Annotated in this window: 22 protein-coding genes and 1 riboswitch; of the genes, 6 read left to right on the forward strand and 16 right to left on the reverse strand. The window is 45.7% G+C overall.

All coding sequences use genetic code 11. From position 1 onward, the window contains the following. Positions 1–35: 35 nt before the first annotated feature. The 5 genes from MLD56_RS13435 to MLD56_RS13455 all read right to left on the reverse strand — a co-directional run bounded on the left by MLD56_RS13435 (position 36) and on the right by MLD56_RS13455 (position 3,654). A complete protein-coding gene (locus tag MLD56_RS13435; protein ID WP_029517466.1) occupies positions 36–791 on the reverse strand; it encodes a DUF4247 domain-containing protein in 756 nt (251 codons plus the stop codon). 13 nt (positions 792–804) lie between these two features. After that, positions 805–1,311: a DUF4178 domain-containing protein gene (locus MLD56_RS13440; protein ID WP_029517465.1), complete on the reverse strand. Its 507-nt coding sequence runs from the start codon at positions 1,309–1,311 to the stop codon at positions 805–807. Positions 1,312–1,335: 24 nt separating this feature from the next. Further along, the gene (locus MLD56_RS13445; protein WP_013310484.1) at positions 1,336–1,743 is read right to left on the reverse strand and encodes a DUF350 domain-containing protein; all 408 of its coding nucleotides are present in this window, start codon (positions 1,741–1,743) and stop codon (positions 1,336–1,338) included. A gap of 131 nt (positions 1,744–1,874) precedes the next feature. Further along, positions 1,875–2,543, reverse strand: coding sequence for a PspA/IM30 family protein (locus tag MLD56_RS13450; RefSeq protein ID WP_010348252.1), 669 nt, complete (start codon positions 2,541–2,543; stop codon positions 1,875–1,877). An 88-nt stretch (positions 2,544–2,631) separates the two neighbouring features. Further along, entirely contained in the window at positions 2,632–3,654 is a 1,023-nt protein-coding gene (locus MLD56_RS13455) for an NADH:flavin oxidoreductase/NADH oxidase (RefSeq protein WP_029517464.1), read from the reverse strand. 305 nt (positions 3,655–3,959) lie between these two features. On the opposite strand from MLD56_RS13455, the gene MLD56_RS13460 reads away from it, so the two are divergent. After that, entirely contained in the window at positions 3,960–4,766 is an 807-nt protein-coding gene (locus MLD56_RS13460) for a polysaccharide deacetylase family protein (protein ID WP_029517463.1), read from the forward strand. Between the two features lie 193 nt (positions 4,767–4,959). Here the strand turns inward: MLD56_RS13460 and MLD56_RS13465 are convergent, their stop codons facing one another. The 3 genes from MLD56_RS13465 to MLD56_RS13475 all read right to left on the reverse strand — a co-directional run bounded on the left by MLD56_RS13465 (position 4,960) and on the right by MLD56_RS13475 (position 8,206). Then, positions 4,960–5,628, reverse strand: coding sequence for a 3D domain-containing protein (locus tag MLD56_RS13465; protein WP_029517462.1), 669 nt, complete (start codon positions 5,626–5,628; stop codon positions 4,960–4,962). A 6-nt stretch (positions 5,629–5,634) separates the two neighbouring features. Then, a riboswitch (cyclic di-AMP (ydaO/yuaA leader) is annotated at positions 5,635–5,803 on the reverse strand. A gap of 230 nt (positions 5,804–6,033) precedes the next feature. After that, on the reverse strand, positions 6,034–6,756 hold the full coding sequence (locus MLD56_RS13470; protein ID WP_029517461.1) for an amino acid ABC transporter ATP-binding protein: 723 nt from the start codon (positions 6,754–6,756) through the stop codon (positions 6,034–6,036). Further along, positions 6,743–8,206, reverse strand: coding sequence for an ABC transporter substrate-binding protein/permease (locus MLD56_RS13475; protein ID WP_029517460.1), 1,464 nt, complete (start codon positions 8,204–8,206; stop codon positions 6,743–6,745). Before MLD56_RS13475 ends, MLD56_RS13470 begins: the two co-directional genes overlap by 14 nt. Positions 8,207–8,354: 148 nt before the next feature. On the opposite strand from MLD56_RS13475, the gene MLD56_RS13480 reads away from it, so the two are divergent. Next, positions 8,355–9,533, forward strand: coding sequence for a M20 family metallopeptidase (locus MLD56_RS13480; RefSeq protein ID WP_029517459.1), 1,179 nt, complete (start codon positions 8,355–8,357; stop codon positions 9,531–9,533). A 42-nt stretch (positions 9,534–9,575) separates the two neighbouring features. Then, on the forward strand, positions 9,576–10,646 hold the full coding sequence (locus MLD56_RS13485) for a glycine-rich domain-containing protein (protein ID WP_029517458.1): 1,071 nt from the start codon (positions 9,576–9,578) through the stop codon (positions 10,644–10,646). Positions 10,647–10,733: 87 nt separating this feature from the next. Here the strand turns inward: MLD56_RS13485 and glgA are convergent, their stop codons facing one another. Further along, positions 10,734–12,176 carry a glycogen synthase GlgA gene (gene glgA, locus MLD56_RS13490; RefSeq protein WP_029517457.1) on the reverse strand — a complete coding sequence of 481 codons (1,443 nt, stop codon included), beginning with the start codon at positions 12,174–12,176 and terminating at the stop codon, positions 10,734–10,736. Positions 12,177–12,197: 21 nt separating this feature from the next. Continuing rightward, on the reverse strand, positions 12,198–14,120 hold the full coding sequence (glgB, locus tag MLD56_RS13495) for a 1,4-alpha-glucan branching protein GlgB (protein WP_029517456.1): 1,923 nt from the start codon (positions 14,118–14,120) through the stop codon (positions 12,198–12,200). Positions 14,121–14,355: 235 nt separating this feature from the next. Between glgB and MLD56_RS13500 the strand changes: the two genes are divergently transcribed. Continuing rightward, positions 14,356–15,582, forward strand: coding sequence for a glucose-1-phosphate adenylyltransferase (locus MLD56_RS13500; RefSeq protein ID WP_029517455.1), 1,227 nt, complete (start codon positions 14,356–14,358; stop codon positions 15,580–15,582). Positions 15,583–15,668: 86 nt separating this feature from the next. Here MLD56_RS13500 and MLD56_RS13505 read toward each other — a convergent pair whose 3' ends face one another. The 5 genes from MLD56_RS13505 to MLD56_RS13525 form a co-directional block, all read right to left on the reverse strand. Continuing rightward, entirely contained in the window at positions 15,669–17,093 is a 1,425-nt protein-coding gene (locus MLD56_RS13505; protein WP_029517454.1) for a sensor histidine kinase, read from the reverse strand. Beyond that, positions 17,090–17,788 (reverse strand): response regulator transcription factor, encoded by a 699-nt coding sequence (locus MLD56_RS13510; RefSeq protein WP_007432526.1) that lies wholly within the window; start codon positions 17,786–17,788, stop codon positions 17,090–17,092. The genes MLD56_RS13505 and MLD56_RS13510 overlap by 4 nt, the downstream gene beginning before the upstream one ends. A 1-nt stretch (position 17,789) precedes the next feature. Beyond that, on the reverse strand, positions 17,790–19,124 hold the full coding sequence (locus MLD56_RS13515; RefSeq protein ID WP_029517453.1) for a hypothetical protein: 1,335 nt from the start codon (positions 19,122–19,124) through the stop codon (positions 17,790–17,792). Further along, positions 19,121–19,846 (reverse strand): phosphonate ABC transporter ATP-binding protein, encoded by a 726-nt coding sequence (locus MLD56_RS13520; RefSeq protein WP_029517452.1) that lies wholly within the window; start codon positions 19,844–19,846, stop codon positions 19,121–19,123. Before MLD56_RS13520 ends, MLD56_RS13515 begins: the two co-directional genes overlap by 4 nt. Before the next feature lie 82 nt (positions 19,847–19,928). Beyond that, positions 19,929–21,086: an MFS transporter gene (locus MLD56_RS13525; RefSeq protein ID WP_029517451.1), complete on the reverse strand. Its 1,158-nt coding sequence runs from the start codon at positions 21,084–21,086 to the stop codon at positions 19,929–19,931. A 441-nt stretch (positions 21,087–21,527) separates the two neighbouring features. Here MLD56_RS13525 and MLD56_RS13530 point away from each other — a divergent pair, with 441 nt between their 5' ends. Together MLD56_RS13530 and MLD56_RS13535 are read left to right on the forward strand one after the other, a co-directional pair. Beyond that, positions 21,528–22,445 carry a hypothetical protein gene (locus MLD56_RS13530; protein ID WP_023988964.1) on the forward strand — a complete coding sequence of 306 codons (918 nt, stop codon included), beginning with the start codon at positions 21,528–21,530 and terminating at the stop codon, positions 22,443–22,445. Between the two features lie 66 nt (positions 22,446–22,511). Continuing rightward, positions 22,512–23,276 carry an HAD family hydrolase gene (locus MLD56_RS13535; RefSeq protein WP_029517450.1) on the forward strand — a complete coding sequence of 255 codons (765 nt, stop codon included), beginning with the start codon at positions 22,512–22,514 and terminating at the stop codon, positions 23,274–23,276. A 32-nt stretch (positions 23,277–23,308) separates the two neighbouring features. Here the strand turns inward: MLD56_RS13535 and MLD56_RS13540 are convergent, their stop codons facing one another. Beyond that, entirely contained in the window at positions 23,309–25,633 is a 2,325-nt protein-coding gene (locus MLD56_RS13540) for a type IA DNA topoisomerase (RefSeq protein ID WP_029517449.1), read from the reverse strand. Positions 25,634–25,718: the final 85 nt, after the last annotated feature.

Below are 25,718 nucleotides of genomic sequence, written 5' to 3' on the forward strand. Positions count from 1 at the left end.
GCAAACAACTTTAGAAGAAAATAAAATTTTACCCATTATCGTCGACTTCGTCGGCTGATTTTACCTGAACCGCTACGTGTTTTGGGCTTACTATAAGATTTACGCGGCGAATCAAATATGCTGGAACCGCCGCTGTCGCTCCGGTCACGTGAAATCGAGCCTCTGCTCGGTGAACTGCTGGACCCTCTGTCGAACAAACTTCCGCTTGATCCAACGCTAGAATCCGAGTTCTTCCCTCTACGGGTAACCGAACCTTTCCGCTCCACCGTAATCGGCGGAATCGCCTTTTTCTCCTGCACTGTAGGAGCACGATATTGGCCCTGAGAAGGTCGGTATACATCTCTGCTGGAGTAGCCCCGATAGGAGCCTGAACCACGTAAGGAATCAAACAGAGCATCCAGCACAGTTGCGGTTAAGTATCCTTTTAAAAAGCTTGAACTGTAATTTTGTTCTACATACTTTTTACTGTCAATTTCAATGAGTGTATCTTCCTTCTTAGCTGGATCTTGCTGCAAATGGTACCACTCATCGCTATATACCAGAAACATCCGCTCATTGCTCTGCGGTGACATTTGTTCCGGTGTACGCTGTTCTTTCAATTCCTCCGCTACTTCCGGGACTGTCTTGCCAGCTGCCCGGTATACATACGAGGTTGAATTTCCGCTGCCACTAACCGATTCCAGCGGATACGTATCCTTTACACTTGGCGCGCCGCAACCGCTTAACACGGATACGAACAAGCTCAGCGCCACAAAGACCTTTAATGCATACTGCCAGGTGCGTTTGCTCATGTGTAACCCTCTCCTAGCTTGCCCGAATAACCTTGACGTCTCCGGTAATCACTTCTTCTCCTTCATAAAGCATAAAGCGACCGTCCTGCCACTCTACCCGCAACAAATGGTAATTATCAGACTGGTACTGCCAAACATGCTGCTCTCCACCCTGTCGGAAAGGAGCACGGCCCATGACGGTAACTTGCCCAGAATATTGCTCCTCCAAATGATACGTTGTATCATCCAGCTCTAAAATGGTCGGCACTTCCTCAGGGTTGTCAAGTCTGCCGTCGATGGCCTGATATAGTCCGAATTGCAGTGTTTCCCGTTCCTCTATATGAAGATAACTGATTTGATTACCATCCTGAAGTGTCAAAACAACGGCATTCCGGGCACGATTATGTACACGACCTACCACTTCATAGGTGACAAGCGAAACTTCACAGATATCACCTGGATTTAAGTGAAGCATGCTTTTCTCTGCTTTTGGCGGCTCCGGCTTAGCAAATAGATTTGAAATTCGTTTCCAAACACCCATGGTTATATTCCTGCCTTTCTTAGCCTAGAAGCATGCTGTAATGATCAAGGCGCCAACCAGATGCAGCGCTCCTGAAAACAGGCCGAAACCAATTTTACCTTCCTGTGTACCTTTATCCAGATCAAACTGGGCCCAGTACCGCAACAGCAGACGTACAATAACTTCCAAAACAAGCAGGATGACAAAAGCGATCACAGAATACACAAGCGCTTCGAGCAAATTATTAGCTGTAGCGATAGAGCCTGACAAAATATAGCCTTGTGCAACCAGCTTCATAATCATTCGTACCGTTACGGCCATATTTCCAGCTTTCACTTCGGCAAAATCCTTATACTTCGTGAATAAAGAGTCGACATACATTAATGCGAAGATCAAAATAGCTCCCGCACCAGTCCATACAAGCATTGCTTTCATCGTTTCTAAAAAATGCATTTCATACCATCCTCCACATCTTCTTGACCTTCATATAATGTTTTACGCCTGCGGGCAGGGAAAAGCGAAGGAGAAAACGTTTCTCCTTCGCTTCCTGAGCAATCAAACTTGGCGGCACTGCTTAAATGTTCTTATTTATTTTCGTATTGCTTCAACAAAGCGGCAAGCTCATCGTCCACGGCGCTTTTCTTATCCAGCTCTTTGAACTCCTCATCCAACGATTTTTCCTTAGAAGACATTTCGTTGCTCGCTTCGGCACGTGCTTCTGCTTGCAGCATTTTTTCCTCCATACGCTTCAATCCGGCAGTTGCCGTATCAGAGCTAAAACCGTTCATAGCTTTGTTAATTTCAGTTTGCGCTTTAGCTGCGTTATAACGGGCAACCAGTGTCTCGCGCTTGTTTTTCATTTCTGTCAGCTGTCTGCGCATTTCATCCAGCTTGCCACGCAGGTTATCGGCCGCAGCTTTGTTCTGTTCGTAACCAGCTTTGAACTCGTTCATTTTTTGTTCAGCAGATTTCTTTTCTTCCAGCGCGCGACGGGCCAGATCTACATTTTGTGCTTTTGCAGCGGTATGTGCCTGTTCTTCGCGTTTCTTTACCAAAGCAGCCTGTTCTTCGTATTGCTGTTTGAATCTCTTTTCAATAGCAATTTGAGCGGCTACCGCTTTCTCTGCATCTTCCAGGTCCTCTTGCATATCACGAATGTATTGGTCCGTCATTTTAACTGGATCTTCTGCCTTGTCAATAATGGCGTTAATGTTGGACATCGTAAGATCTCTTAATCGTTTGAAAATAGACATGTGAAGTTCCTCCTAGAGTTGAATGCTTAAATTTTAAGCTCTGTACACATGTTTACGCAAGCTTTGCAAAGAGGGTTTCAAAAATTATCTAAAAGCCGCGCAAGTAAGGCTCTGGGATGTCGGCCTGTACTTTTAGCTCCCGCGATGCATGCAACGCCCAATAGGGATCACGCAGCATGGCGCGGCCTATTGCTACCAGATCAGCTTCTTTTTGCTGAACAACCCGACGGGCGTCCTCATAATCATCCAGTAATCCAACAGCAATTACAGGTACATTCAGCTTTTCACGGACGGTATGAGCTAAATCCACCTGATAGCCAGCACGCGCAGACGGCCCTCCGCCAGAACCAATTGGACCCTCGCCACCAGAAGAGATATGGAAAATGTCCACACCTGCATCACGATATCGTTCCCCTACACCTGTTATGTATTCCACATTATATCCATCCTCGACGTATTCTTTGGCAGATATCCGCATAAGCACAGGCATATCAGCAGGAAGAACCTCTTTAACAGCATGTATGACCTCAACACCGAACAGTGACAGATCCTGGCCATATTCATCTTCTCTCGTATTTGTTAAAGGCGAATGAAATTGATGGATCAGATAGCCGTGAGCGCCATGTATCTCAACCGTATCAAAACCGGCTTCCACCGCGCGGCGCGCGCCTTCTTTGTATGCCTGAACCAGTTCCCTGACTTCTGCTGTCTTTAAGGCATGCGGCTTTTTAAGGCGTTCGCTAAAAGGAATCGAAGAAGGACCCACAGGTTGCTCAGCATCTTCGGCCTTGCGTCCAGCGTGGCCTAGTTGAATGCCAATTTTGGCACCATACTTGTGAACTTCCTCTACAATCTTACGATATGCAGGAATATGTTCGTCACTCCAAATACCTAAATCACGATCCGTAATACGTCCATCAGGATGAACCGCTGTCATTTCCACAATAATAAGACCAGCACCTCCTACTGCTCGGCTCACATAATGGACATGATGCCAATCCGTCGGATTTCCATCCTCGGCCTCCACACTGAATTGGCACATCGGGGGCATAACAATCCGATTTTTTAAAGAAAGCCCCTTTAATTGATAAGGAGTAAACAAGTCGGTCACTTTTATCCTTCCTTCCTTCAATTCCATGTCTGTATAATTATGAATTGCAACCCCATTATACACCAGCTGTCACGGGATACCGAATCCGTTGTAAGGCTAAAACTTGCGAAAATGCTCTTGTTTTCGGTCATGTTTAAGAGAATATGTACGTTTAGCTCCATCATCTTCATTGATAATCATTTCATCGCGAACTTCTTTCCAGACGTTTATGAGCCTAACTTGGTAACCAGCATATTTTTAATAGGACAGGTACATAATAGTCGAGAGCACCACTAGGTACCACTGCACGAAAAGGGGGGATACATATGCCGTACAGGGGAGTGTTGCCATGCTTGGCACTGTTACTAGCATTTTCAAGTTTACCCGTTCACGCGGATGCGCCTCCCAAGATCGGAACGCCCCATCCGAAGGAAGCAGCTGTTGCTTCTTCTGTACATCTGAGTACAGATCGAGCTACTCCTACATTAGCAATGTTGCGTAAAAAACATGCGGACATTTTTAAAATGTGCGGCCCACACACCCGCCAAATTGCCTTAACCTTTGATGATGTGCCCGATTCTAGGTATACGCCGCAGGTTTTGGACGTATTACACGCCAACGGCATCAAAGCCACCTTTTTCATCGTCGGTCACCGTGCGGAGAAGCATCCGGGGATTATACGTCGTATTATCCGTGAAGGCCATGCTATAGGAAATCATTCCTATACTCATCCGGATTTTAGGAAGGCTACACCAGAACGCTTTCGCAACCAGATTACAAAAACAGAACGTATTTTACAAGCCAGCGCAGGTTTTCGCCCCAAGTTGATTCGTCCACCCTACGGTGAAATTACAGAGCCTCAAATAAAGTGGGCACGTCGTCATGGCTACATGATTGTCAACTGGAATGTAGACTCTCTCGACTGGAAGGGACTAAGTAAAACACAAATTCAGCGAAATGTGATTCCAGCTACAGGGCCTGGCTCTATTATTTTAATGCACGCTGGTGGAGGTCAAAGTTCCAACTTGCAAGGCACTGTCCAAGCTTTGCCGGGTCTAATTCACTCTCTAAAAGCTAAGGGCTACAAATTTGTGACAGTCCCCCGGCTACTCCACACATCGGAACGAAAATAACAGTATGTTTATGATTGAGGTACAAGCTAAAGCAACGTAAAAAGGCTGTCTTACCAGCAGAAGTATTCTGCTCGTCAAGACAGCCTTTTTACGGATAGGACCTGATAAGAGTCCGACCTAGATATATACGGATATAGGCGTTATGTTTACATAATATATATTATGTTTAATTAAACTGTATATACGTACAATGCTATTTATCAATAACGTACAGCTTCACATTTTGAAATCCAAAGTCGTTCACAAATGATTTGTTGCCTGGAATAAAGATATCAATCCGCTTTCCTGTAATGGCGCTGCCCTGATCGCGAGCGACAGCTACAAAAGAATGATCCGGCAAACCTGGATGGGAGTAGCCTGTAACCAGTACTTTCGTGCCCATCGGAATGACGTTAGGATCTACCGCAATTGTACCTAGTTTAAGCGGATTGCCGTAGTAGTCCACTGCGCCCCATTTACCATTCTCATCGGCTGCGGCAGAATACGCTGAAGCCTTAACGTCAACTATTTTGCTATAGTTGAATGTTTTACCCCAAGCTTCAATCGTTGGCGCCTCATTCGCTGCTGCTTTCTCCGTAAGAAGCTGCGGCTTCGATTCCGAAGCTGCCTTTACACTTTTTTCGCCAGGCACCTTAATTTGCAGACCTGCATATATATTGCTGGAGGCAATGTTTGGGTTAGCCTTTGTTAGCTCGTCTACCGATACTCCATAACGTTGAGCAAGCAAAAAGAAGGTATCGCCCTCTTTGGCAGTGTGAAGCGAGGCAGCATCCGCTATTCCAGCTGTCTGTGCCAACCCTGCAATAGCTGCGGCAAGCACCGCAATTTTCATCGTTTTACCAATATGTTTTAAATGTTTCAAAGATATGTACCTCCTCTTTTATGCCTGCGAAGTTAGCTGTCGGATTCGGACTCAGGAGAAGCCCTATGCTTGTGCAATTCACCCCTAGGCATATTCCTCATCGTCTTATGACGTATCGGAATGGCTGCCGTTGTTACGTCCCCCGCACTTCCCATAGTTTGGGCCAGCATTTCAGCGCTTGTCTAACCGCATGCTGTCCCGGTAAGTTTTGGCTTACTGCATAATATCACAATTTTGTAACCTTATCCGCATGAAAATGTTGGGAACCCTGAACATCATACTACACTCGTTACAATTTTGTCATTAAGAAATCGATATTTGTTACGAAAGTATGGGGAAATGGTGACAAAATAAGAAAAGCCCTCCGTCAACGGAGAGCTCTTTTATGATTAGACCAGCACTTTCTTACAATACTTTGGCAAGAAAATCACGAGTGCGATCATGGCTTGGAGTGCCAAATACCTGGTCTGGTGCACCCTGCTCCACAATTTGACCGTTATCCATAAAGATAATTCGATCGCCTACCTCGCGGGCAAAGCCCATTTCATGCGTTACAATTACCATTGTCATACCGCCTTCGGCGAGCTTCTTCATTACATCCAGAACCTCTCCAACCATTTCAGGGTCCAATGCAGAAGTCGGCTCATCGAACAGCATTACGTGCGGCTGCATGGCCAAAGCACGCGCAATCGCAATACGTTGCTTCTGACCACCGGATAGCTGGTTCGGATAGGTATTCTTCTTATCCTCGAGCCCCACGGTACGCAGGAGTTCTAATGCAATTTTTTCCGCTTCCTTACCTGACTGTTTTCTAACCTGCGTCGGTGCAAGCGTCAGGTTCTGCAACACTGTTTTGTGTGGGAACAGATTAAAATGCTGGAACACCATCCCCATTTTTTCCCGGGTTACATTAATATTATGACCACGAGCTGTAATCGGCTCGCCCTCAAATAAAATCTCCCCATCCGTCGGCTGTTCTAACAGATTCATACAACGCAAAAACGTACTCTTCCCCGAACCGCTGGGACCGATGATAACGACAACTTCTCCTTTGGCGATATCTATATCAATGCCTTTTAAAATCTCATTCTTGCCGAACGATTTACGCAATTGTTTAACGGTGATCACTGGCTCTCAACTTCCTTTCCCATAAACCAAGCAGCTTAGACAAGCTGAATGTCATTACAAAATAAATAGCGGCTGTGATTATGAACGGACTTAATCCTTCGTAGGTAATATTCTTAATGACCTGGGCTTGATACATAATATCCACCATACCAATAGTCGAAATAATGGAGGATTCTTTAATAATTGTAATAAACTCATTACCTATAGCAGGCAAAATAGATTTAAACGCTTGTGGCAAAATGACGTGACGCATAGCTTTGCCTCGTCCCATACCCAATGAGCGTGCGGCCTCCATCTGTCCACGGTCTACTGCCTGGATACCTGCACGGAAAATTTCAGCCAGATATGCCGAGCTATTCAGAGACAATGTGATTATACCGGACTGGAGTGGAGTAAAATTGACACCCAGCGTCAAAGCAATCCCGTAGTGAATGATCATGAGCTGCACCAGCATAGGTGTGCCACGCAGGATCTCCACATATGTGGTACCTAACCACTCAATGATGCGTATACCACTCATCCGCAACAAGGATACGATCAGACCAATGATAAATCCAAACAGTACTCCGAGTGCAGACAGCAACAGAGTGTAACCAATACCCGTAGCGTAAAGACTGCGGTATTTCCAAAAAATATCTACGATGTTATTAGAAGAAACCTGTCGATCTGCCGAGAGTGCACTCGCTTCTGTAGAAAACTTTTCAATCGACCCGTCCGCTTTCAGGCGAGCCAACGTTTTATTTACAGAGGCAAGCAATTCTGCGTTCCCCTTACGTATACCTACAGCAGTTTCTGCTCCGGCATCCTCAGGTATCGCTTTGGCAAGTGTTACGGTCCCATCTAACGTGTACCCTTTAGCAACCGTATCTTCGATCACAACAGCGTTGATACGCTGGGTCCGCAGCTGGAGTACCAGATCGGATATTTTGTCCAGTGAGGTTACAGAGGCATTGGGTACTTTTTGAGCAATTTCTTCCTGAATACTCCCCTTTTGCGCGCCAATCTTCTCGCCTTTCAAAGCAGCCATCGTAGGATATTTGTCTTTATCCTCTGGGCGTACCATAATGACTTGCTTGGAGCGATAATATACATCTGAAAAATCAATGCTTTTTCTACGCTCATCCGTCGGTGTCATACCGGACAGTACCAAGTCTACGCGACCACTTTGCAGAGCAGGTAGCAAAGAGTCAAAACTCATGTCCTCAGGGACCATCTCCGCACCCAAATCTTTGGCGATTTCCTTCGCGATTTCCACATCGAAGCCAACAATAGTATCCTTACCGTTAATAACTTTATGAAACTCATACGGCGGAAAGTCGGCACTCATGCCCACTACAAGTTTTTTCTGTGGCTTTGCTTCCGTTCCGTATGCATTGAGCATGGGAAGACCCGTCAACAGCAAGATAACCGCCGTCAAAACCAGGGCGGTAAAACGATATGCCTTTTTCAATCTTTTTTTCTCTCCTTAAATTCTTTATAATAAATAAGATTGTGTCATTATAAATGAATATGCATGATTATGCAATGAATGTTATAGTACAATTTCAGCATACCTAGCACAGTACCTACATTACAGCTTATATAAAGGAGTTTTCAGCATGAATTTTAAACAGACCATTCAAAAGACAATTGAGCAGCATGCCCCACGCTTTAAGGACATTTCGTTATATATTGGGGCAAATCCTGAACTTGGAAACGAGGAATTTCTGGCCGCTGCCCGTTTAAAAGAAGAACTCATTTTTCACGGTTTTGAGATCCAGGCACCCGTATTGGGCATAGAAACAGCCTTTATTGCAACTTACAAAGCTGAAAAATCCGGGCCGGTTGTCGCATTTCTGGCAGAATATGACGCTCTGAAAGGTTTAGGACACGCCTGTGGGCACCATCTGATATGCATGATGAGTACCGGTGCTGCCGTTGGCCTCAAGTCGATCATCGACGAAACTGGTGGAGAAGTACGGGTATACGGCACACCTGCCGAAGAAACTCGTGGTGCTAAGGTCCCTATGGCCGCTGCCGGTTTGTTTGATGATTGCGACATAGCACTTATGACGCATCCTTATGATCGTTACGAAAAATCAGGCAAATCGCTGGCGATTGATGCTGTACAATTCGAATTTTTTGGTCAATCCGCTCACGCGGCTGCCAGCCCGCACGAAGGCATTAACGCGCTGGACGCTGTGATTCAAACGTTCAATGGCATCAATGCGTTCCGTCAACAAGTAAAAAGCACAGTGCGTATCCATGGGATCATTAATCAGGGTGGCCAAGCAGCCAATATTATTCCTGATTACGCCTCAGCGCAATTTTATGTAAGGGCCGCTACACGTCAAGAACTGAACCCGCTGACTCGCCGTGTTATTCAAATTGCTGAAGGAGCTGCTTTACAGGCCGGGTGTCGTTTGGAGACCTCCAATTATGAGACTTCTTATGATGAAATGGTCACGAACCGTGTACTTTCCGATGCGTTTACCGCAAATTTGGTACAGGCTGGCATTTCGCAAGAAGATATAACGGAAGGCGAAGATCATGGCTCTATGGATATCGGAAATGTATCGCTTCATTGCCCTGCTATCCATCCTTACATTCAAGTTATTGACGAGAAGCATGCCTTGCATACACCAGAATTCCGCGATTTGGCGATGCAGGACCGAGCCATGGAAGGAATGCTGCTGGCTGCGAGAACTTTGGCATGGACTGCTTGCGATGTAATCACGAATCCTGAACTGCTAGCCCAGATAAAAAAAGAATTCGCTCTGCTGAATAACGAATGCTAAATCTTAATTCCGTGTTATTTCAGAAAGGAGTAGCCAGCCATCATGGATAGTATGAGTAGCTTTTGGACGTTGTTTATTGTGATAGACCTCATCATTTTTTGGTTTATATTCCGTGCAATACGCAGGAACCGGGGAAACAGAAAAACACGGCGCCGGAATGCTTTTTTCCTCAGCTCCCCTTCTCCTTCTTCCCTTACGCAGGAGCGTCATCCAGAGATTACGGAGCTGATGCAGCTATTGGAGCAATCCATTCCCGTCTCCTATGCTCATAGCGTAAGGAATCGTGTAATGGAAGCCCACCCAGAGATTACGGAGCAAGAATATGATTGGCGTTGGCATGAGCTAAAACGATATTTTATGCTATGCGCGATTATGAATCGTGTGCCTATGTTCAGTAGTGATGTGGATGAATTATGGCACGAAATGTTGATGTTTACCCGCGAATATCAGCAATTCTCGGAAGCTTTTTTTGGTCGTATGCTTCACCATGCGCCCCATTCTGGCGGCTCTCAGCCGATGCCGGAGGAGCGTGCGTGGTTTGATTGGTTGTATGTGGAATGCTTTGGCTGGAACCGCTATAGCGCCAGTTTGTGGGGGACTTTTTTTAATCATCCATTACCGAACGACGAGCTTTCACATTATTACAAACTCACAACTTCGGCGCAGCCAGCAGGTAACCGTTGGAATACTCAGGAGAATATAGCCATTTCACAGCAAGCCCAACAAACGGTTCATAAGATTGTACAACATCTGCGCGAGCGGGTGAATAAAGCGGTGGATGATCCTGAGGGTAAGCAATTGCCTAAGGTCAACTATTTACAGGTCGACTATCTGTTATTAGCTGTTGTATGGTATTCATGGTATCAACCTGAACAATTTGCCATACACATGCACCCGGATGCTACAGGCAATGCCGGGTTAGCTAGCTCATCTGGTTGTAGCTCGGCAAGCGGCTGCTCGAACTGGGATACGCATCACTCGCATCATCATTCCTCCCATGACAGTTCTCATCATGGAGGCTCTTCTCACCATGATTCAGGCGATTCTGGTAGCCATTCTTCGTGTAGCAGCGGCTCTTCATGTGGAAGCAGCTGTGGTGGCGGGGGCGACTGATCATAGCAAAAAAGGGAATTCCTCAGCCAAACACTGGCTAAAGGGATTCCCTTTTTCATTAATATGAATATGGTGTTCCTACTCCGTTCAGTCCGTCTTTGTGAGCAAATGGTAAATATCCATATACGCTTCGGCTGAAACATCCCAACTATATTCTCCTGCGAAAGCCGTCTGTGTAAGCTTCGACCAATGCTCAGATTGGCGATAAAAATGAACAGCACGACGAATGGTGTTCAGCATATCATGTGCATTGTAGTTCGTGAAGCTAAATCCATTTCCTTCCCCTGTAGACTCATTGTAAGCCTGCACGGTATCGTTAAGGCCCCCAGTTTCTCGCACAATAGGGATACTTCCATAACGAAGCGCTAGCAGTTGGCTGATCCCGCAAGGCTCAAACCTTGATGGCATAAGATACATATCGCTTGCCGCATATATTTTTCGTGACAGAGGTTCGCTAAAAGCAAGCTGCGCCGACATTTTCAGTGGATAGCGTCCCGCTGCCTCACGGAACCAATGCTCAAAAGCCGGATCCCCTGTTCCCAAAACGACAAACTGGATATCATCATAATACAAGATTTCATCAAGCACTCTCGTTACCAGATCTAGCCCCTTCATATCTACAAGTCGGGTTACCATGGCAATCATAGGTACGTCCGGCCGTACCGGCAGACCCAGCTCCTTTTGCAGACCAATTTTGTTTTCCTTTTTCTTTGTCAGACTCGTTCGGTACTTCGTATAAATACGATTGTCCGTAGCAGGATTATAGCTTTTGGTGTCAATTCCGTTCACAATCCCTGTTAAGCGACCCTGATCTCCCAATTTACGAAGCAGACCCTCAAGCCCATATCCGTAAAATTCCGTTTGAATCTCCTCTGCATAGGTCGGACTCACGGTCGTGACATGATCCGAGTACGTAAGCCCACCTTTCATAAAATTCAGTCTGCCATGATACTCCACACCCTCGGAGGTGAAATAGCTCCCATCCAGGTTGAGCAGCTCAGTTAAGACCTCATACGGAAAATCCCCCTGATACAGCAGATTATGTATGGTAAACACCGTGCGAATATCGCTGTAGAAGGGCAAATGTCGATAATCGGCATTCAGAAGCAGCGGAACCATTGCTGTATGCCAATCATGACAATGCAAAATATCCGGCCGAAAGTTCAGTTCAGGCAGCATTTCTAAAATCGCTCGGTTAAAAAAGGAAAAGCGTTCGCCATCATCCATATAACCGTAAATACCGTCACGACCGAAGTAATACTCATTGTCTATAAAATAAACCTTGATTCCGTCTAATGTCAGTTCCTCTATTCCACAATATTGATTACGCCAGCCTACGGCTACTTGCTTTACCGCTACCGGACGTAGAGACTTTTTATAAGTATCGGGAATCCCCGCATATTTAGGCAAAATGATTCGGACGTCGCACCCCGCCTGACGAAGTGCCTTCGGCAGTGCGCCAATGACATCAGCCAACCCGCCTGTTTTAATAAATGGATGTGCTTCTGCTGCCGCAAACAAAATGTTCATATATGCTTCCTCCTTATGTGGTTAATCTGCTTTTTTAGGCCTCCGAGGCGCTTTCTTGAGTATAACGATGCTCAGGGGTGGTATAGTCACCTCCAAGCTGTGAAGCTGACCGTGGCAAGGAATACGGGCGGTCCGTATCATTCCGGTATTTAGCTGGCCACTTCCCCCAAAGTCCTTATGATCACTGTTCAGCAGTTCGATATAACTCCCGGCCTTTTCCAGCCCAATTCGGTAGTTCTCTCTCGGTACGGGCTGAAAGTTAATAAGCACGACCAATGTATCTCCTGGCTTTTTACTTTTACGTAAATACGTAATTACGCTCTGCCCACGGTCCTCCGCCTCAATCCACTGATATCCATCCCACGAATGATCCAGTTCCCATAGTGCCTTTTCCTGAATATACAAATGATTCAGCGCTTTCGTAAAAGCGTGCAGCGAACGGTGACTGTCATAATCCAGCAGAAACCAGTCAAGCTGCTCCTCATCCTTCCATTCGATGAATTGGCCGAATTCCCCTCCCATAAATAATAGCTTTTTGCCCGGCGAGGTGAGTTGGTAACCGAGAAGCGCTCGAAGCCCGGCAAATTTTTGCTCATAGTTACCTGGCATTTTATCAAGCAGCGACTTCTTACCATGAACAACCTCATCGTGCGACAATGGCAGTGTAAAATTTTCGCTGTACGCATAAGCTATGGGGAATGTCAGCAAATTATGGCGCTCCGGTCTCTGATCGAAATTCGTTTCGATATAATCAAGCGTATCGTTCATCCAGCCCATATTCCATTTGTAATTAAAACCGAGTCCTCCATCGCTTACCGGGGAAGTTACCATAGGCCAGGCACTGGACTCCTCTGCCATCATCAGAGCATACGGATAATAGCGGAATACTGTTTCATTCAGTTGTTGAAGGAAGGCAATAGCCTCCTCATTTTCAATACCTCCCTTAGAGTTAAAACGATATTGACCGTCCTGCTTTTCAAAATCCAGCCGTAGCATACTCGTCACAGCATCTACGCGCAGGCCGTCAATATGGTACATATCCATCCAAAATAACGCATTAGATATCAGGAAAGAACGCACCTCCGGTTTGCTGTAATCAAACGTCAGCGTTCCCCAGCCGGGCTTTTCCGCAATCAGCGGATCCGCATATTCGAACAGGGGCGATCCGTCAAACAGCCTTAATCCATGAGCATCTTTTGCAAAATGGGCTGGGACCCAATCCATCAGCACTCCAATTCCCGCCTGATGGCAACGATCCACCAAATACATAAAATCATGCGGTTCTCCATAACGGCTTGTGAGTGCAAAATATCCAGTAAGTTGGTAGCCCCAGGAAAGATCATACGGATGTTCACTCAGCGGCATCAGTTCAATATGTGTATACCCCATATCAGTCACATAAGGCACAAGAAGCTCAGCTATTTCCCTGTATGTATAAAACGTACCATCTTCTTTTTGCTTCCAAGTGCCCAGATGAAGCTCATATATGTGTAGAGGCTTTCCATACGGTGCTCTACGTTTTCGGCGCCAAATCGCATCGTTCCAAGTATAACCATCTATAGAAGCTACCACAGAAGCCGTTGCCGGTCTCACTTCAGCACGTACCGCGTAAGGGTCTGCTTTCAGAAATCGTTCACCGTTTGCACCCGTAATGTCGTATTTGTAAAAAGTTCCTTGGGATATCCCCGGAAAAAAACGACTCCAAAAACCGGATTTGGGAACCCTATATAAGGAATCCTGTTCCCCATTCCAGTTGTTGCGATCTGTAGCAAGCCCGACATGGAGAGCATGAGGAGCCCAGACCGTAAAACGGACGCCCTGTTCTCCGTTCTCCACAGTAAGGTGGGAACCCAAAGATCGGTAGCTGTGATAAAGCGTTCCTTCATGAAACAAATAAATATCTTCCGATGAAATAGCCTGTTGCGGAAGAGTTTGGTCTGTCATCACGTCACCACCCTTATATGTTTGTAAGTAAAAATGTATGAATCGGTAATGCATTCGCTTTTGGCTCAAAGCTGACTTGAGTTATTACCCCATTCTAGCCACAATGAACAGAAAAATGACTAGGAAAAAAATAAACCTTAGTTTTTGGGGAATCTTATATACCTAATGGTTTCAAGAGTACCCCATACCGTTTATGTATGTACTACACTGACAACTAAACCGGGAGGGAAACGAAATGTTTAATAAAGAATGCATTGCCATGCTGCTGGCAGGCGGAGAGGGACGCCGTCTTGCTCCCCTTACTTCAACGATTGCAAAACCCGCCGTACCTTTTGGCGGTCATTACCGAATCATCGATTTTCCTCTCAGTAACTGCGTAAATTCAGACATTGATACTGTAGGTGTACTGACGCAATATGAGGCAGAATCCTTGCACGAACATATCGGGGATGGAACACCATGGGGTCTTACAAAAACAGATGACAAAGGAATTACCCTGCTTCCATCTTACAACACAGGTAACGCTGAATACTTAGGAACGGCAGATGCTATTCATAAGAATATTGAATATATTGACAGCCAAAATCCGGAGCATGTGCTTATTTTATCCGGTGATCATATCTACTATATGAATTATCGCGAAATGCTGAACCACCATAAGGAAAAAGGAGCTGCGGCTACCATTTCTGTCATGGAGGTACCTTGGGATGAAGCACACCGTTTTGGTGTTATGAGTGCGGATGAAGATCTACGTGTCACAGAATTTGCAGAGAAACCTGAGAAACCGGAAAGTAATTTGGCCTCTATGGGTATTTATCTTTTCAAATGGGATTACTTGAGAAACTACCTGTTAGAAGACGCACAGGATGCTCAATCCAGTCATGATTTTGGTAAAGATATCATACCTAAAATGTTAGCGGATCAAGAATCCTTGTACGTTTATGAATTCCAGGGCTATTGGAAGGACGTAGGTACCGTTAAAAGCCTGTGGGATTCACACATGGATTTGTTACACGAGAATTGTGCGATCGACCTTCAACGTAAGGATTGGCCGATGTATACACGTGAACGCCGCACAAGGTTGAGCGCACAAAAGGTACCTAACCGTCAAACGCAGCCATTGGGCAGCTTGTTGCATGATTCCTGTCAAGTAGAGGGCCGAATTGAACGCTCCGTTGTATTTAGTGGTGTCGAGGTAGGTAAAGGATCAGCCATCAAAGAAAGTATCGTTATGCCGGACACACGCATTGGACGTAACGTCCATATTGAACATGCGATTATCGGTGAAGGTGCTGTGATTCGCGATGGTGCTGTCATTAAAGGCAGTCCGGGCGAAATTATGGTCATCGGACCCAATGAAGTGGTATTTGGTAAAATGGCGGTACGGCCGCAAACTACACGTATGCTGAAAGAAGCTTACGAGCGCAATACACGCTTGCGTGCCGAAGGTTTTACTTCATAACGTTACCCCAAATCAAAAACAGCCAGCCCTCCCGATTTAAGAGGACTGGCTGTTTTTCTAATTGCACCTATAAGTAGGCTTTAAATCTATTCTTCAGTGAGTTGTGGTGGTTCCACGGATTGCTCTGCTTGCAGAGCAGGTAATGAAACCGTAATAGTGGTGCCAGCCCCCAGTTCACTTCTGATGAGCATCTGACCATGATGGCGCTCGACAAACTGTTGTGAGATTGCCAATCCCAGTCCAGTACCACCGTTTTGGTGGTCTACCTGGAAAAAGCGGTCTCTTACTCTGGCAAGATTTTCAGCACTAATTCCAATTCCTGTATCTTGTACGGATATCTCGATATTGCCATCAACCCGTTGAAGCGACAGAAAAATAATTGAGCTTTCATGCGAAAACTTGATAGCATTATCCACAATGTTCAAAAATACCTGTTTTAGACGGTTACCGTCTCCATGGACGAAATATGCCGCTTCTTCCGAATCAAGCTGAAGTTTTATTTGCTTCATTTCTGCTTTGGCCCATACGTTCAGCATAATTTCCTGCAAAAGCTCCCGAAGATCTACCGTTCCCATTACAAGCTTCATGGCATTTTGCTCCAGCTTGGAAAAATCGAGAATTTCCTCCACCAAGCCAATCAGCCGATCCGTCTCTTTAGAGATAATCTTCATCCCGATTTTCGTCTCTTCGGGGTCATAGCCGCCAGAATTTAACGTTTCACTCCAACCCTTAATAGATGTAAGCGGAGTACGCAATTCATGAGATATAGATGAAATAAAATCATCCTTGATTTGATTTGTTCTGACAATTTCCTGTGCCATATAGTTCAGAGTCGAAGCCAGTTCACCCAACTCATACCGATAATCGCCTTCAATGCGTGTATCAAACCTCCCCTGAGCCATCTGAGCAGATACATCGCGGATATTATTAATCGGTCTAACAATGGAATTCGCGAGCCCTGTACTGACCACAAATACAATAACCAGTACAGCTGCCATGATGCCAAGAGAAAACAGCGTAATCGTAAACAGCTTATCATTTACCAATTCCAGCGAGGTTGTATACCGAATAACGTACACCTGGTCTCCGACGATATTGTCCAGTTTTTGAGATACCGCCATCACCTGCTGCCCCGTGCTCGGTTGCTTTCCGATCCATTTGCCCGTATCCCCAGCTAATGCTTGTGTCACATCACTTGTTTGCACACTTAGATCTGCTGCAAAATTCGTTGAGTTATCAATTACATTTCCCTGTTCATCGAGCAACTGCAGTTCAGTAAAGGGCAGAGAAAATGTATTTAACAAATACGATTGCAAAGACTGTTCCGGCTCTTTAAATTTGGGTGCAAATTCACTTACCGATTCGATACGGCTTTCGATATGTTTGTAAATGGAATCGTAATAGTACGACCGGAGTGCAAACATAAAAATGACTTCTACTAACAGAAGCGCTAAGAACACTACGAAAAAATAGTGAAGCACAATCTGTCGGCGAATTCCCTTTTTGATCATTGAGACTGACCTTTCCATTTATATCCATGTCCCCAAACTGTTTGTAAAAAAGCCGGCTCGGATGGATTGTTTTCAATTTTCTGCCGAAGACGTCGGATATTCACATCTACAATTTTCGGATCGCCCATATACTCTTTGCCCCATACGTGATCAAGTAGAACATCTCGGCTGAGCGGCGTGTTCTCTTTTTCCAGAAAAAATTGAATCAGAGAAAACTCAGTCGGTGTCAGCTCAATCAGCTGCCCGTTCTTCTTAAATTGCTTAGCAATCAAATCCAGGGTGAACGGTCCAGACTGGAAGGACACTTTGGCTGCTGTTTCACGATGAACATTCACCCGACGCAATAACGATTGAATACGTGCAATCAGCTCCGTCGGGCTAAAAGGCTTGCTCACATGATCATCGGCCCCTACAGACAAGGCATATACCTTATCCTGCTCCTGTACCTTCGCTGTGAGAAAGATAATGCCGATGCGCTCATTCGTCTCCCGGATTCTCCGACAGACTTCAAAACCATCCATACCGGGTACCATTACGTCAAGCAGTGCAATATCAATATCCCGCACCGTGTTCAAAATATTCAGAGCCTCATGCCCTTCCGACGCCTCCAGCACCTCAAAACCGTTACGTTTCAAATTAATGACGATAAAGCTGCGAATGGATTCCTCGTCTTCCATGATTAAAACTTTACTCACTCTACTCTACCTGCCTTTCCCCCAGCTTGTTTTTAATGGTTTTACGCGGTTCCAGCTCACTGGATCGCTTAATGCCAATGACCTGCGCATTCGTTCGCCACAGTTGGCTATACCCTTCGTTGTTTCGCTCCCATTGTGACAACGAGAAAAATTTAATTTCCGCTATCGTTTTGTCTGTATCATCCAAAATAAAGCGCAAATAGCTGTCCTTCTTCGAAACTTTCGGATCAATCGTCACCTTGCCATGCAGCTCTTTCGGTAATCTGAAGTAGACCTGTTCATTAGAATCACGATACTGCTGCTGCTTAAAAATCGTTCCTTTCGCCCCGTCCCACTGATAGAACGACACAAAATATGGAACCTCATCCAGCGGCTTGTTACTCCAACCTTTAGGCTTCTCCAAATTACCAAATTCCAGAATACCGTCACCATCCACATCACCACTGGCGATGGTCGCATCCTTGAAGGTGACATCCATAAGATTAAGCTTCCTAAGCTTGCCGTGATCCATCACAATAACATTGGAAACGGTAGTGGTCTGAGCAATTTTGGTGTCTATAATAATCCCCTGCCTACCCTCGGCTACCTTGCCAGCAACGACATTATAGACATCTAAGACCTGACTGTCCAAATCCAACGATCCGATTTCCTTAAAGGTCCCCCCACTGAATTGGAATGTTTTAACTGTAAAGAATTCATTACGTCGCAGCGTGATAATCGTCAAATCATTCAATTTATCCCCGTTTAAGTCCATCTTGTTATGCTTAAAATCATCTACGACGAAGTCCGTATAACCTGTAGCATATATTTTCTCCAGAGTTCCTCCGGTATAGGAATACACGATGAGTCCCTTCTGGTCCCCGCCATCGCCACTATCTCCGCTGGAAAAACCCGCTACAATATCGAGTGTTCCATCATTCGTTAAATCCACGAGCTTAAATGACTCCAGCACAGTGCCTTCCCCATCAAACGTCAGCTTCTTTACCCACGTTCCGCCCTGATCTTCAAACAAGGCACCATGTATTTTTACGCTCTCATCTGGCGTTTCATAAAAGAGCACTGCTTCGTCTGTGCCATCATTGTTCAAATCACCCGTTCGAATTGGCGTCGGGTCATCTGGATCATTCGGCCTTAAAGGCTGTACCGCCCCTAGTTGCGTATTCACTGCACCATTCAGTTCCTGCTTCTCGTCAGACATCGTCGGTGTCTCCATCAGCGAAATGGGATCGCTAATAACATTACAGCCGCTTAAAAATCCAGCAAGGAGCAGCAAGGAACAGCAGCCAGCCACCATTCTCAACAGCATTATTTTCACTTCTCTTGCCGTCCCCTTCACAATTTGTTCTTTTCCGCTTGTGTCAATCGTCTTCCCTGAATATCAAACACCAATTCACCATCATTCAACCCCCATATACGGGAAGCAAAGCGTTCAGCCATTTCCAGCGGCAGTACAGTCATGATCGTCACCCGCTCGTCAGAACACAGCTTGCGAAAAGTCTCCAATACATGCGCTGCCGAAGCTGGATCAAGTCCATTTACAGGCTCATCAGCTAAAATAACTTTAGCTCCGTGCACGAGAGCACGCGCAGTCGCTACCCGCTGCCGCTCGCCACCGCTGAGCTTGTCGCATTTATCATGCGCCTTATCCAGCAGACCCAGATCCTCCAGTACGTCCATCGCTCCCATATAATCGTCGGAACGCACCATACCGGTCACCATTCTCCACATTGGAGTTTGACCGGATCTGCCAATGAGCACATTTTTAAGAGCGGTTCGATTCATATTTAGATGCGGGTTTTGCTCCAGGTATGCCCATTCCCGCTTTATTTTCATCTTGCCAGTCCAACCGGATTTCAGCACATCATTGCCACCTACAATTAAACTGCCTTCATCCCATGGCTCTTGTAAAGCAAGACAGCGAAGCAGCGTCGTTTTGCCGCTTCCACTTGGCCCCACTATGGCTATGAATTCGCCTTGATGAATTTCAGCATCAATTCCTCGAAGTAGCTGGGTCCGTTCAGGTCCCACTTGTTTGGTCAGCTTCCGAATTTTAATCATCTAAGTGATTCCCCTTTGCGCACCATCAATACTGTTTATATTTTATAGTAAATGTGAAACAAATACCATGCAAACCGCAGTTTTAAACCGCCGTTACTCTTTTTCTGGAAAACAAACCTAACAATCCGAAAACAATGTAACTACCACCAAGGACAAGAAACATGCTGCCTTGAGTTCCAAAGTCCAGCAACCCCCCGCTAATATTAGGTCCGATCACACTTCCCAGATTAAAATGAAAGGATGCCAGTACATTCGCGGCTGCTAAAAAAGATTTGGGCAACAGATCAGCGGCGTAGGCCAAACCGAGGGAGAAAAAGGAGCCTACTAAACCACCTGCTAGAGTCAGCAATATCAAAGTGAACATAAAATGATTGCCGCTCCATGGTAGCAACATAAAGGTCATTCCCCCTGCTATGCCTACGCTCATTAGCACCTTTTTACGTCCCCAACGGTCACTCAATATCCCTAGCGGCAGCTGCAGAACTAACCCTCCCAAACTGACGAACGGCAGCAAGGCGGCGATTTCATCGGTATGAAAGCCAATACGCAGGCCATAGACTGGAAAGTTACTGTTCAGGCTCGCTTCCATATAGCCATATAGAAATGCAGGCAAAAGAGCGTACCATGCCCAGCTGTAGCTGCGACGAAATCTTTGAGTGGGACGCGCCTCGGACTCCAGCTTCTCTGGTCTGGAGTCCGGCAGCTTAATTAACACCAACAGCAAAACAAGCAAGCACAATAAGGCCAACGCAGCAAATGGAACCAGCATTCCATAATCAAGTAGCCATAATCCTAATGGTCCTAATGCAAAACCCAGACCGTAAGACATACCATAAAAGGAAATGTTGCGCCCTCGCTTCTCTGCTGGAGTCACCAGCAATATCCATAGCTGCGCAGAGTAGTGCAATGCACTGTCGCCAATACCTACTAGCAGACGCAGTATGAACCATATCCGAATATCAGGGATTAGCGGAAACAGCAGCAGCGTAATGAGCACTAGCACAAGCCCACCGGCCATCAGCTTTTTAAACCCTAACCAGCCCAATGTCCGTTCTGCCACCAACGTCATTGCGAATGAACCAATATACAGAGCAGCCGCATTCATTCCATTTAGTGAAGATGAAACTCCCATTTGTTCCAACGAGATAGACAGAATAGGTAATAATAAACCTTGGCATAATCCAGCAACAATAATAACAGCAATTAAAATAAAATAATGAACCCGTAACGACGACGACATCCTAGCTCCTCCTGATCGAACAAATAAAATAATTAAAAAATCAATGTTAAGAAATGATTTGCATTTGATTCCATAATCAATAATAATTCTTATCACTATGTATTCCATGCCGTCCTGCCAAACCGGCAAATCACATACAAATTCAGGTGTAATTTGCGTATTAAAGAATAGAAGAAAAAAATCGCCATCTGAGATGACGATTTTACGGAAAGAGCTTGTCTGGTATGTATCTGACTCCCTTCGGTTAAGGAGCCTCGTATGTTCAATCCGAACCCATTCACGTCACAACGCACTATTTCATATTATAGTGGACAATCCCTGGCAGAACAAGCCATAATAAATAAGTGAGCAATTATTAAAATGCTCATGTTTTGCTTATGGACGGGCTTAATTACGTTCACCGCTCTGGGCTAGAAGACAGAATAGGAGGCATTGGGTTCCATGAGTTATCAAATTAAAATAGACACTTCTCCAATTTATGAATTGCTCGGCAGCTTCATGGCCTATGTGACTAAAAAGTGGGTTCAAGATATGGACTTGGGCCATGAATGGATCGACAAGGTAGATGCACGACTACAACATGAAGTTCGTACTGAGCTGGCTACAGCTCAGGATTGCCCTTTTAGCGATTATGACGCACTCTATGCTTGGGCGTTACTTCGTCCGGAATCAGATGAAATATCTGATTATATCTCTTATTTGGACCACGGTCCGGATAAAGATATGTTTGAGTTGCTCGTTCCGCATATCCCTTTTTTAACCTTTGAAGAATCTTTACGCATTCGTAAGGTATACGCACCACTCCTCAAATTGTGGGATCGTGATTATTTTCGGGCCCTGGAAGGCGAACTGCGTGTGTTGGCAGAAGAAGACGCTGCGGAAAAGCGCATGCTGCTGAGTAAAATGGAACCGGAAGCACTGGTTGAATATGCGACAGCTGGACTAGTCGTGCCACACATGGAAGACCTGGATACAGTAGTCCTTTTTCCAGTTGTCCATAATCGCCCGATTAATTCATACTGTTTTTATACCCGCACACTGCTGATCCAGTATCCAGTAGATATCCCCGAGGAGAGCGAGGAAGAACCGCCTACGCTTCTGCTACGGCTCACTCGCGCGGTCAATGATCCGCAGCGGCTGCGAATTCTACGTTATGTAGCTCAAGGTCCTAAGTCTCTCGAAGATATGCGCCATGATTTGAGCCGTTTGGAAGATACACTCATGTCTGATATGATGATTTTACGAGTGGCTGGTCTGCTTCGTATTCACATCGGACGTTATCATAAGGAAAAATTCAGCATCCGTCCCGATGGCGCGGCTGATTTACAAGTATTTTTGGAATCCTATATTGGATTGTAATTTGAATTGTACTTTTAGTTATAACCGAAGCAGCGTTAAAGCTTTGGCTTGGAAGGAGTATGCATCATGTCGTATCCGAAGCAGCACATTTTATTTGATCTTGATGACACCTTAGTCCACTGCAACAAGTATTTTGACCTGATCCTCAACCACTTTTTCGATTTGCTTCAGGAATGGTTTGCAACTCATAACCTAACGAAAAATACGATTCGTGAAAAACAAATCGAAATTGATGTGGCTGGAGTTCATCAAGTAGGCTTTGCCAGCGAGCATTTCCCACAATCTTTGATAGATACGTACCAATTTTTCTCAGAACAATTCGGACGCCGTCTCGATTCTCGGGAAGAGCAGGAGCTTCGCTCTCTTGGCCGAAGTGTGTACGAACAGGAAATCGAACCGTATCCAGGCATGGTCGAAACGCTGAACTCCCTCCAAAAAGCAGGGCATTCCCTCCATCTGTATACTGGCGGTGAGCAGATCATTCAAGAAAGAAAGATTGAACAAATGAAACTGGCTACCTACTTTGATGACCGCATCTACATTCGCCAGCATAAAAATGTCGAAGCCCTAGAAGAAATCATCCAGATGAATCGCTTGGACCGAAGCATCACCTGGATGATCGGGAATTCTCTGCGCACTGATGTTTCTCCAGCCCTTGCCGCAGGTATTCATGCTGTATATCTCAAGCAGCCTAAGGAATGGATTTACAATATGGTTGAACTGCAAAAAAACGTGAACTCTGTGATGTATACGATACAGAAGCTAACGGAAGTACCACGGGTTATCCACGAAAGCATTCAATTGCACCAACAAAAAAGGACCCTCGGATAGGGTCCTTTTTTTGTATTGGTCTAAACCCTGTCTCAGGATTCCTCTCGAACGCTAAGTTGTCCTGTACCAGGTTCATTCAGAACAATTCGCGCTTTGACGGTCGATCCATCTTTACGCTTAAAAGACAACAATTGCGTCTGTCCCTTCGTCAACAAGGACTTGAGCATCGTTTCGGTAATCTGCTTTCCAGCATATTCCTTCCAGACGACAAAGCCACAACCCTGCTTGTAGTGGCTGCACCCATACCCTTTACGCCCTTCAATAATGCTTCCGCCGCAATTAGAGCGTGGGCAGCTACCTAAAGCTTGCCTTTGGCTTCCTGAAATGCCTGAGGATCCGTCGGAAGAGCTGCGTGCTGGTGGTGCTGCTTGCTCTAGCGTTGCGCTTCCAGCGCTGCCACCGCGTCCTGATGTAGCACGCCCCACCCCTTTGGCGGCGGTGCGTCCGCTCGCACGCGCACTACGTGCGCCTTCTTTTCCAACCGCACGCTTCCCCCTTGCTTCCTCACCAAAGGCATTTGCCGGAGCCGGCGGCTGCTGCCTCACCTTATCAATGATGGACAACGTAAATCTTTTAACGTTCTCCATAAACTTCTCTTGAGCCGCCTCACCCTTGGAAATTTGATGTAGGCGACGTTCCCATTGACCTGTCATCTCCGGGGAGGCTAATAGATCAACCCCAGCATGACGGATCAGGTCAATAGCCATCTTTCCTTTTTCCGTAATAAGAATCTTTTTACCCTTCATTTCAATATAGCCAACCTTTTTCAATCGTTCAATTGTGGCGGCCCGCGTCGCAGGTGTGCCTAAACCGGCATCCTTCATGACCTCACGCAATTCCTCATTCTCCATCTGTTTACCCGCGCTTTCCATCGCCTTAAGCAATGTACCCTCCGTGTAGCTTTTAGGGGGCTGAGTCACCTTTTCTTTCATCTCGGCGCGAACACATTCCACGGGACGCCCCGCATCAATCTCAAACTTCTTGTCCGTCCACTCGTCCGTTTCCTCTTCATCTTCTTTTTTCGGTGATTTGCTCTTTTTACCTTTATCCTGATCAACCTTACTTAAAACTACTTTCCACCCCAAGGAAAGAAGCTCTTTAATATTTGTTTTAAACAGATGCTTGTCCACCTGTGTCATTACGGTATGCATTTTGTATTCAGCAGGCGGAAAAAAATGCGACAAAAACCTGCGAATAACCAGGTCATATACATTTTGCTCTTCTTTGCTTAGTGTTCCTGGCCTTTTTAATGTCGGCAAAATAGCATGGTGATCCTCAACACGAGATGGATTGCAGACCGATTTATTCTGTTTATGAACCAAATTGGGGTTGGCTTGTTGGACCAGATCAGCATAAGGACCTGTGCCCAGCATCCGTAGTGCCTTGTGCATGCCGTCTATATTTTGCTCTGTCACATAGTTAGAATTGGTACGCGGATAGGAAATGACCTTGTGGCGCTCATAAAGCGCTTGTGCCACATCCAGTGTTTTTTTGGCCGAATAACCGTACTTGGCATTCGCCTCGCGTTGAAGCAGCGTTAAATCGTACAATTTAAAAGGATACTCTTTTGTCTGCTTGGTGTCATATTTGGTGATTTTACCTATTTTTCCGCGAACAGCCGCAGCGATTTCCTCAGCTTCCTCTGGCTTCGTCAGCCTATCCCCCTGCCACGCACCTTTGTACTTGATCTGATCTTGCTTAAATTCTGCCCACACGTCATAGAAGGTTTGAGACTGAAATGCCTCAATTTCTTTTTCCCGGTCATGAATCAGTGCCAGCACGGGAGTCTGCACCCGTCCTACCGACAGCAGTGTGTTATGTCGTGTTGTGAACGCTCTGGAAGCGTTCATGCCGATCAGCCAGTCCGCTTCACTTCGTGCCCGCGCAGCTTGAGTCAGAAATTCAAACTCCGAAGCATCTCGCAATCGTTCAAAGCCTGTCGCAATACTTTCCGCTGTCAAGTCTGAAATCCACAGTCGCTTAACTGGCTGACGCAACTTTAATTGCTGTTGGATCAACGCAAAAATATATTGCCCTTCCCGTCCAGCATCACAAGCATTTACGATGGCATCGCAGCGTTTGGCCAGTTCACCAATCATTTTCAGCTGATCTTTTGTTTTCGGATTCGGTACAATTTTGAACTGCTCAGGGATAATAGGAAGATCCTTAATATTCCATCGCTTGTACTTAGCATCGTATGCATCCGGCTCAGCCAAACCCAGTAAATGCCCGATCGCCCAGGTTACAATGTATTTCTCCCCTTCCAAATAGGTACGGTTATTTTTAGCCCGCGGCTCCATAACAGCGGCAATCGTCCGTCCCATATCCGGTTTCTCAGCAATAATCAACGTCTTCATTCATACTCCATTCCTTCCTGACGGCCTTCTGTTTCTCCTCCATGAATCATACATATACATGGATATCAATGAAAACACAGGTATC

The organism is Paenibacillus peoriae, assembly GCF_022531965.1.
Classification (GTDB): domain Bacteria; phylum Bacillota; class Bacilli; order Paenibacillales; family Paenibacillaceae; genus Paenibacillus; species Paenibacillus polymyxa_D.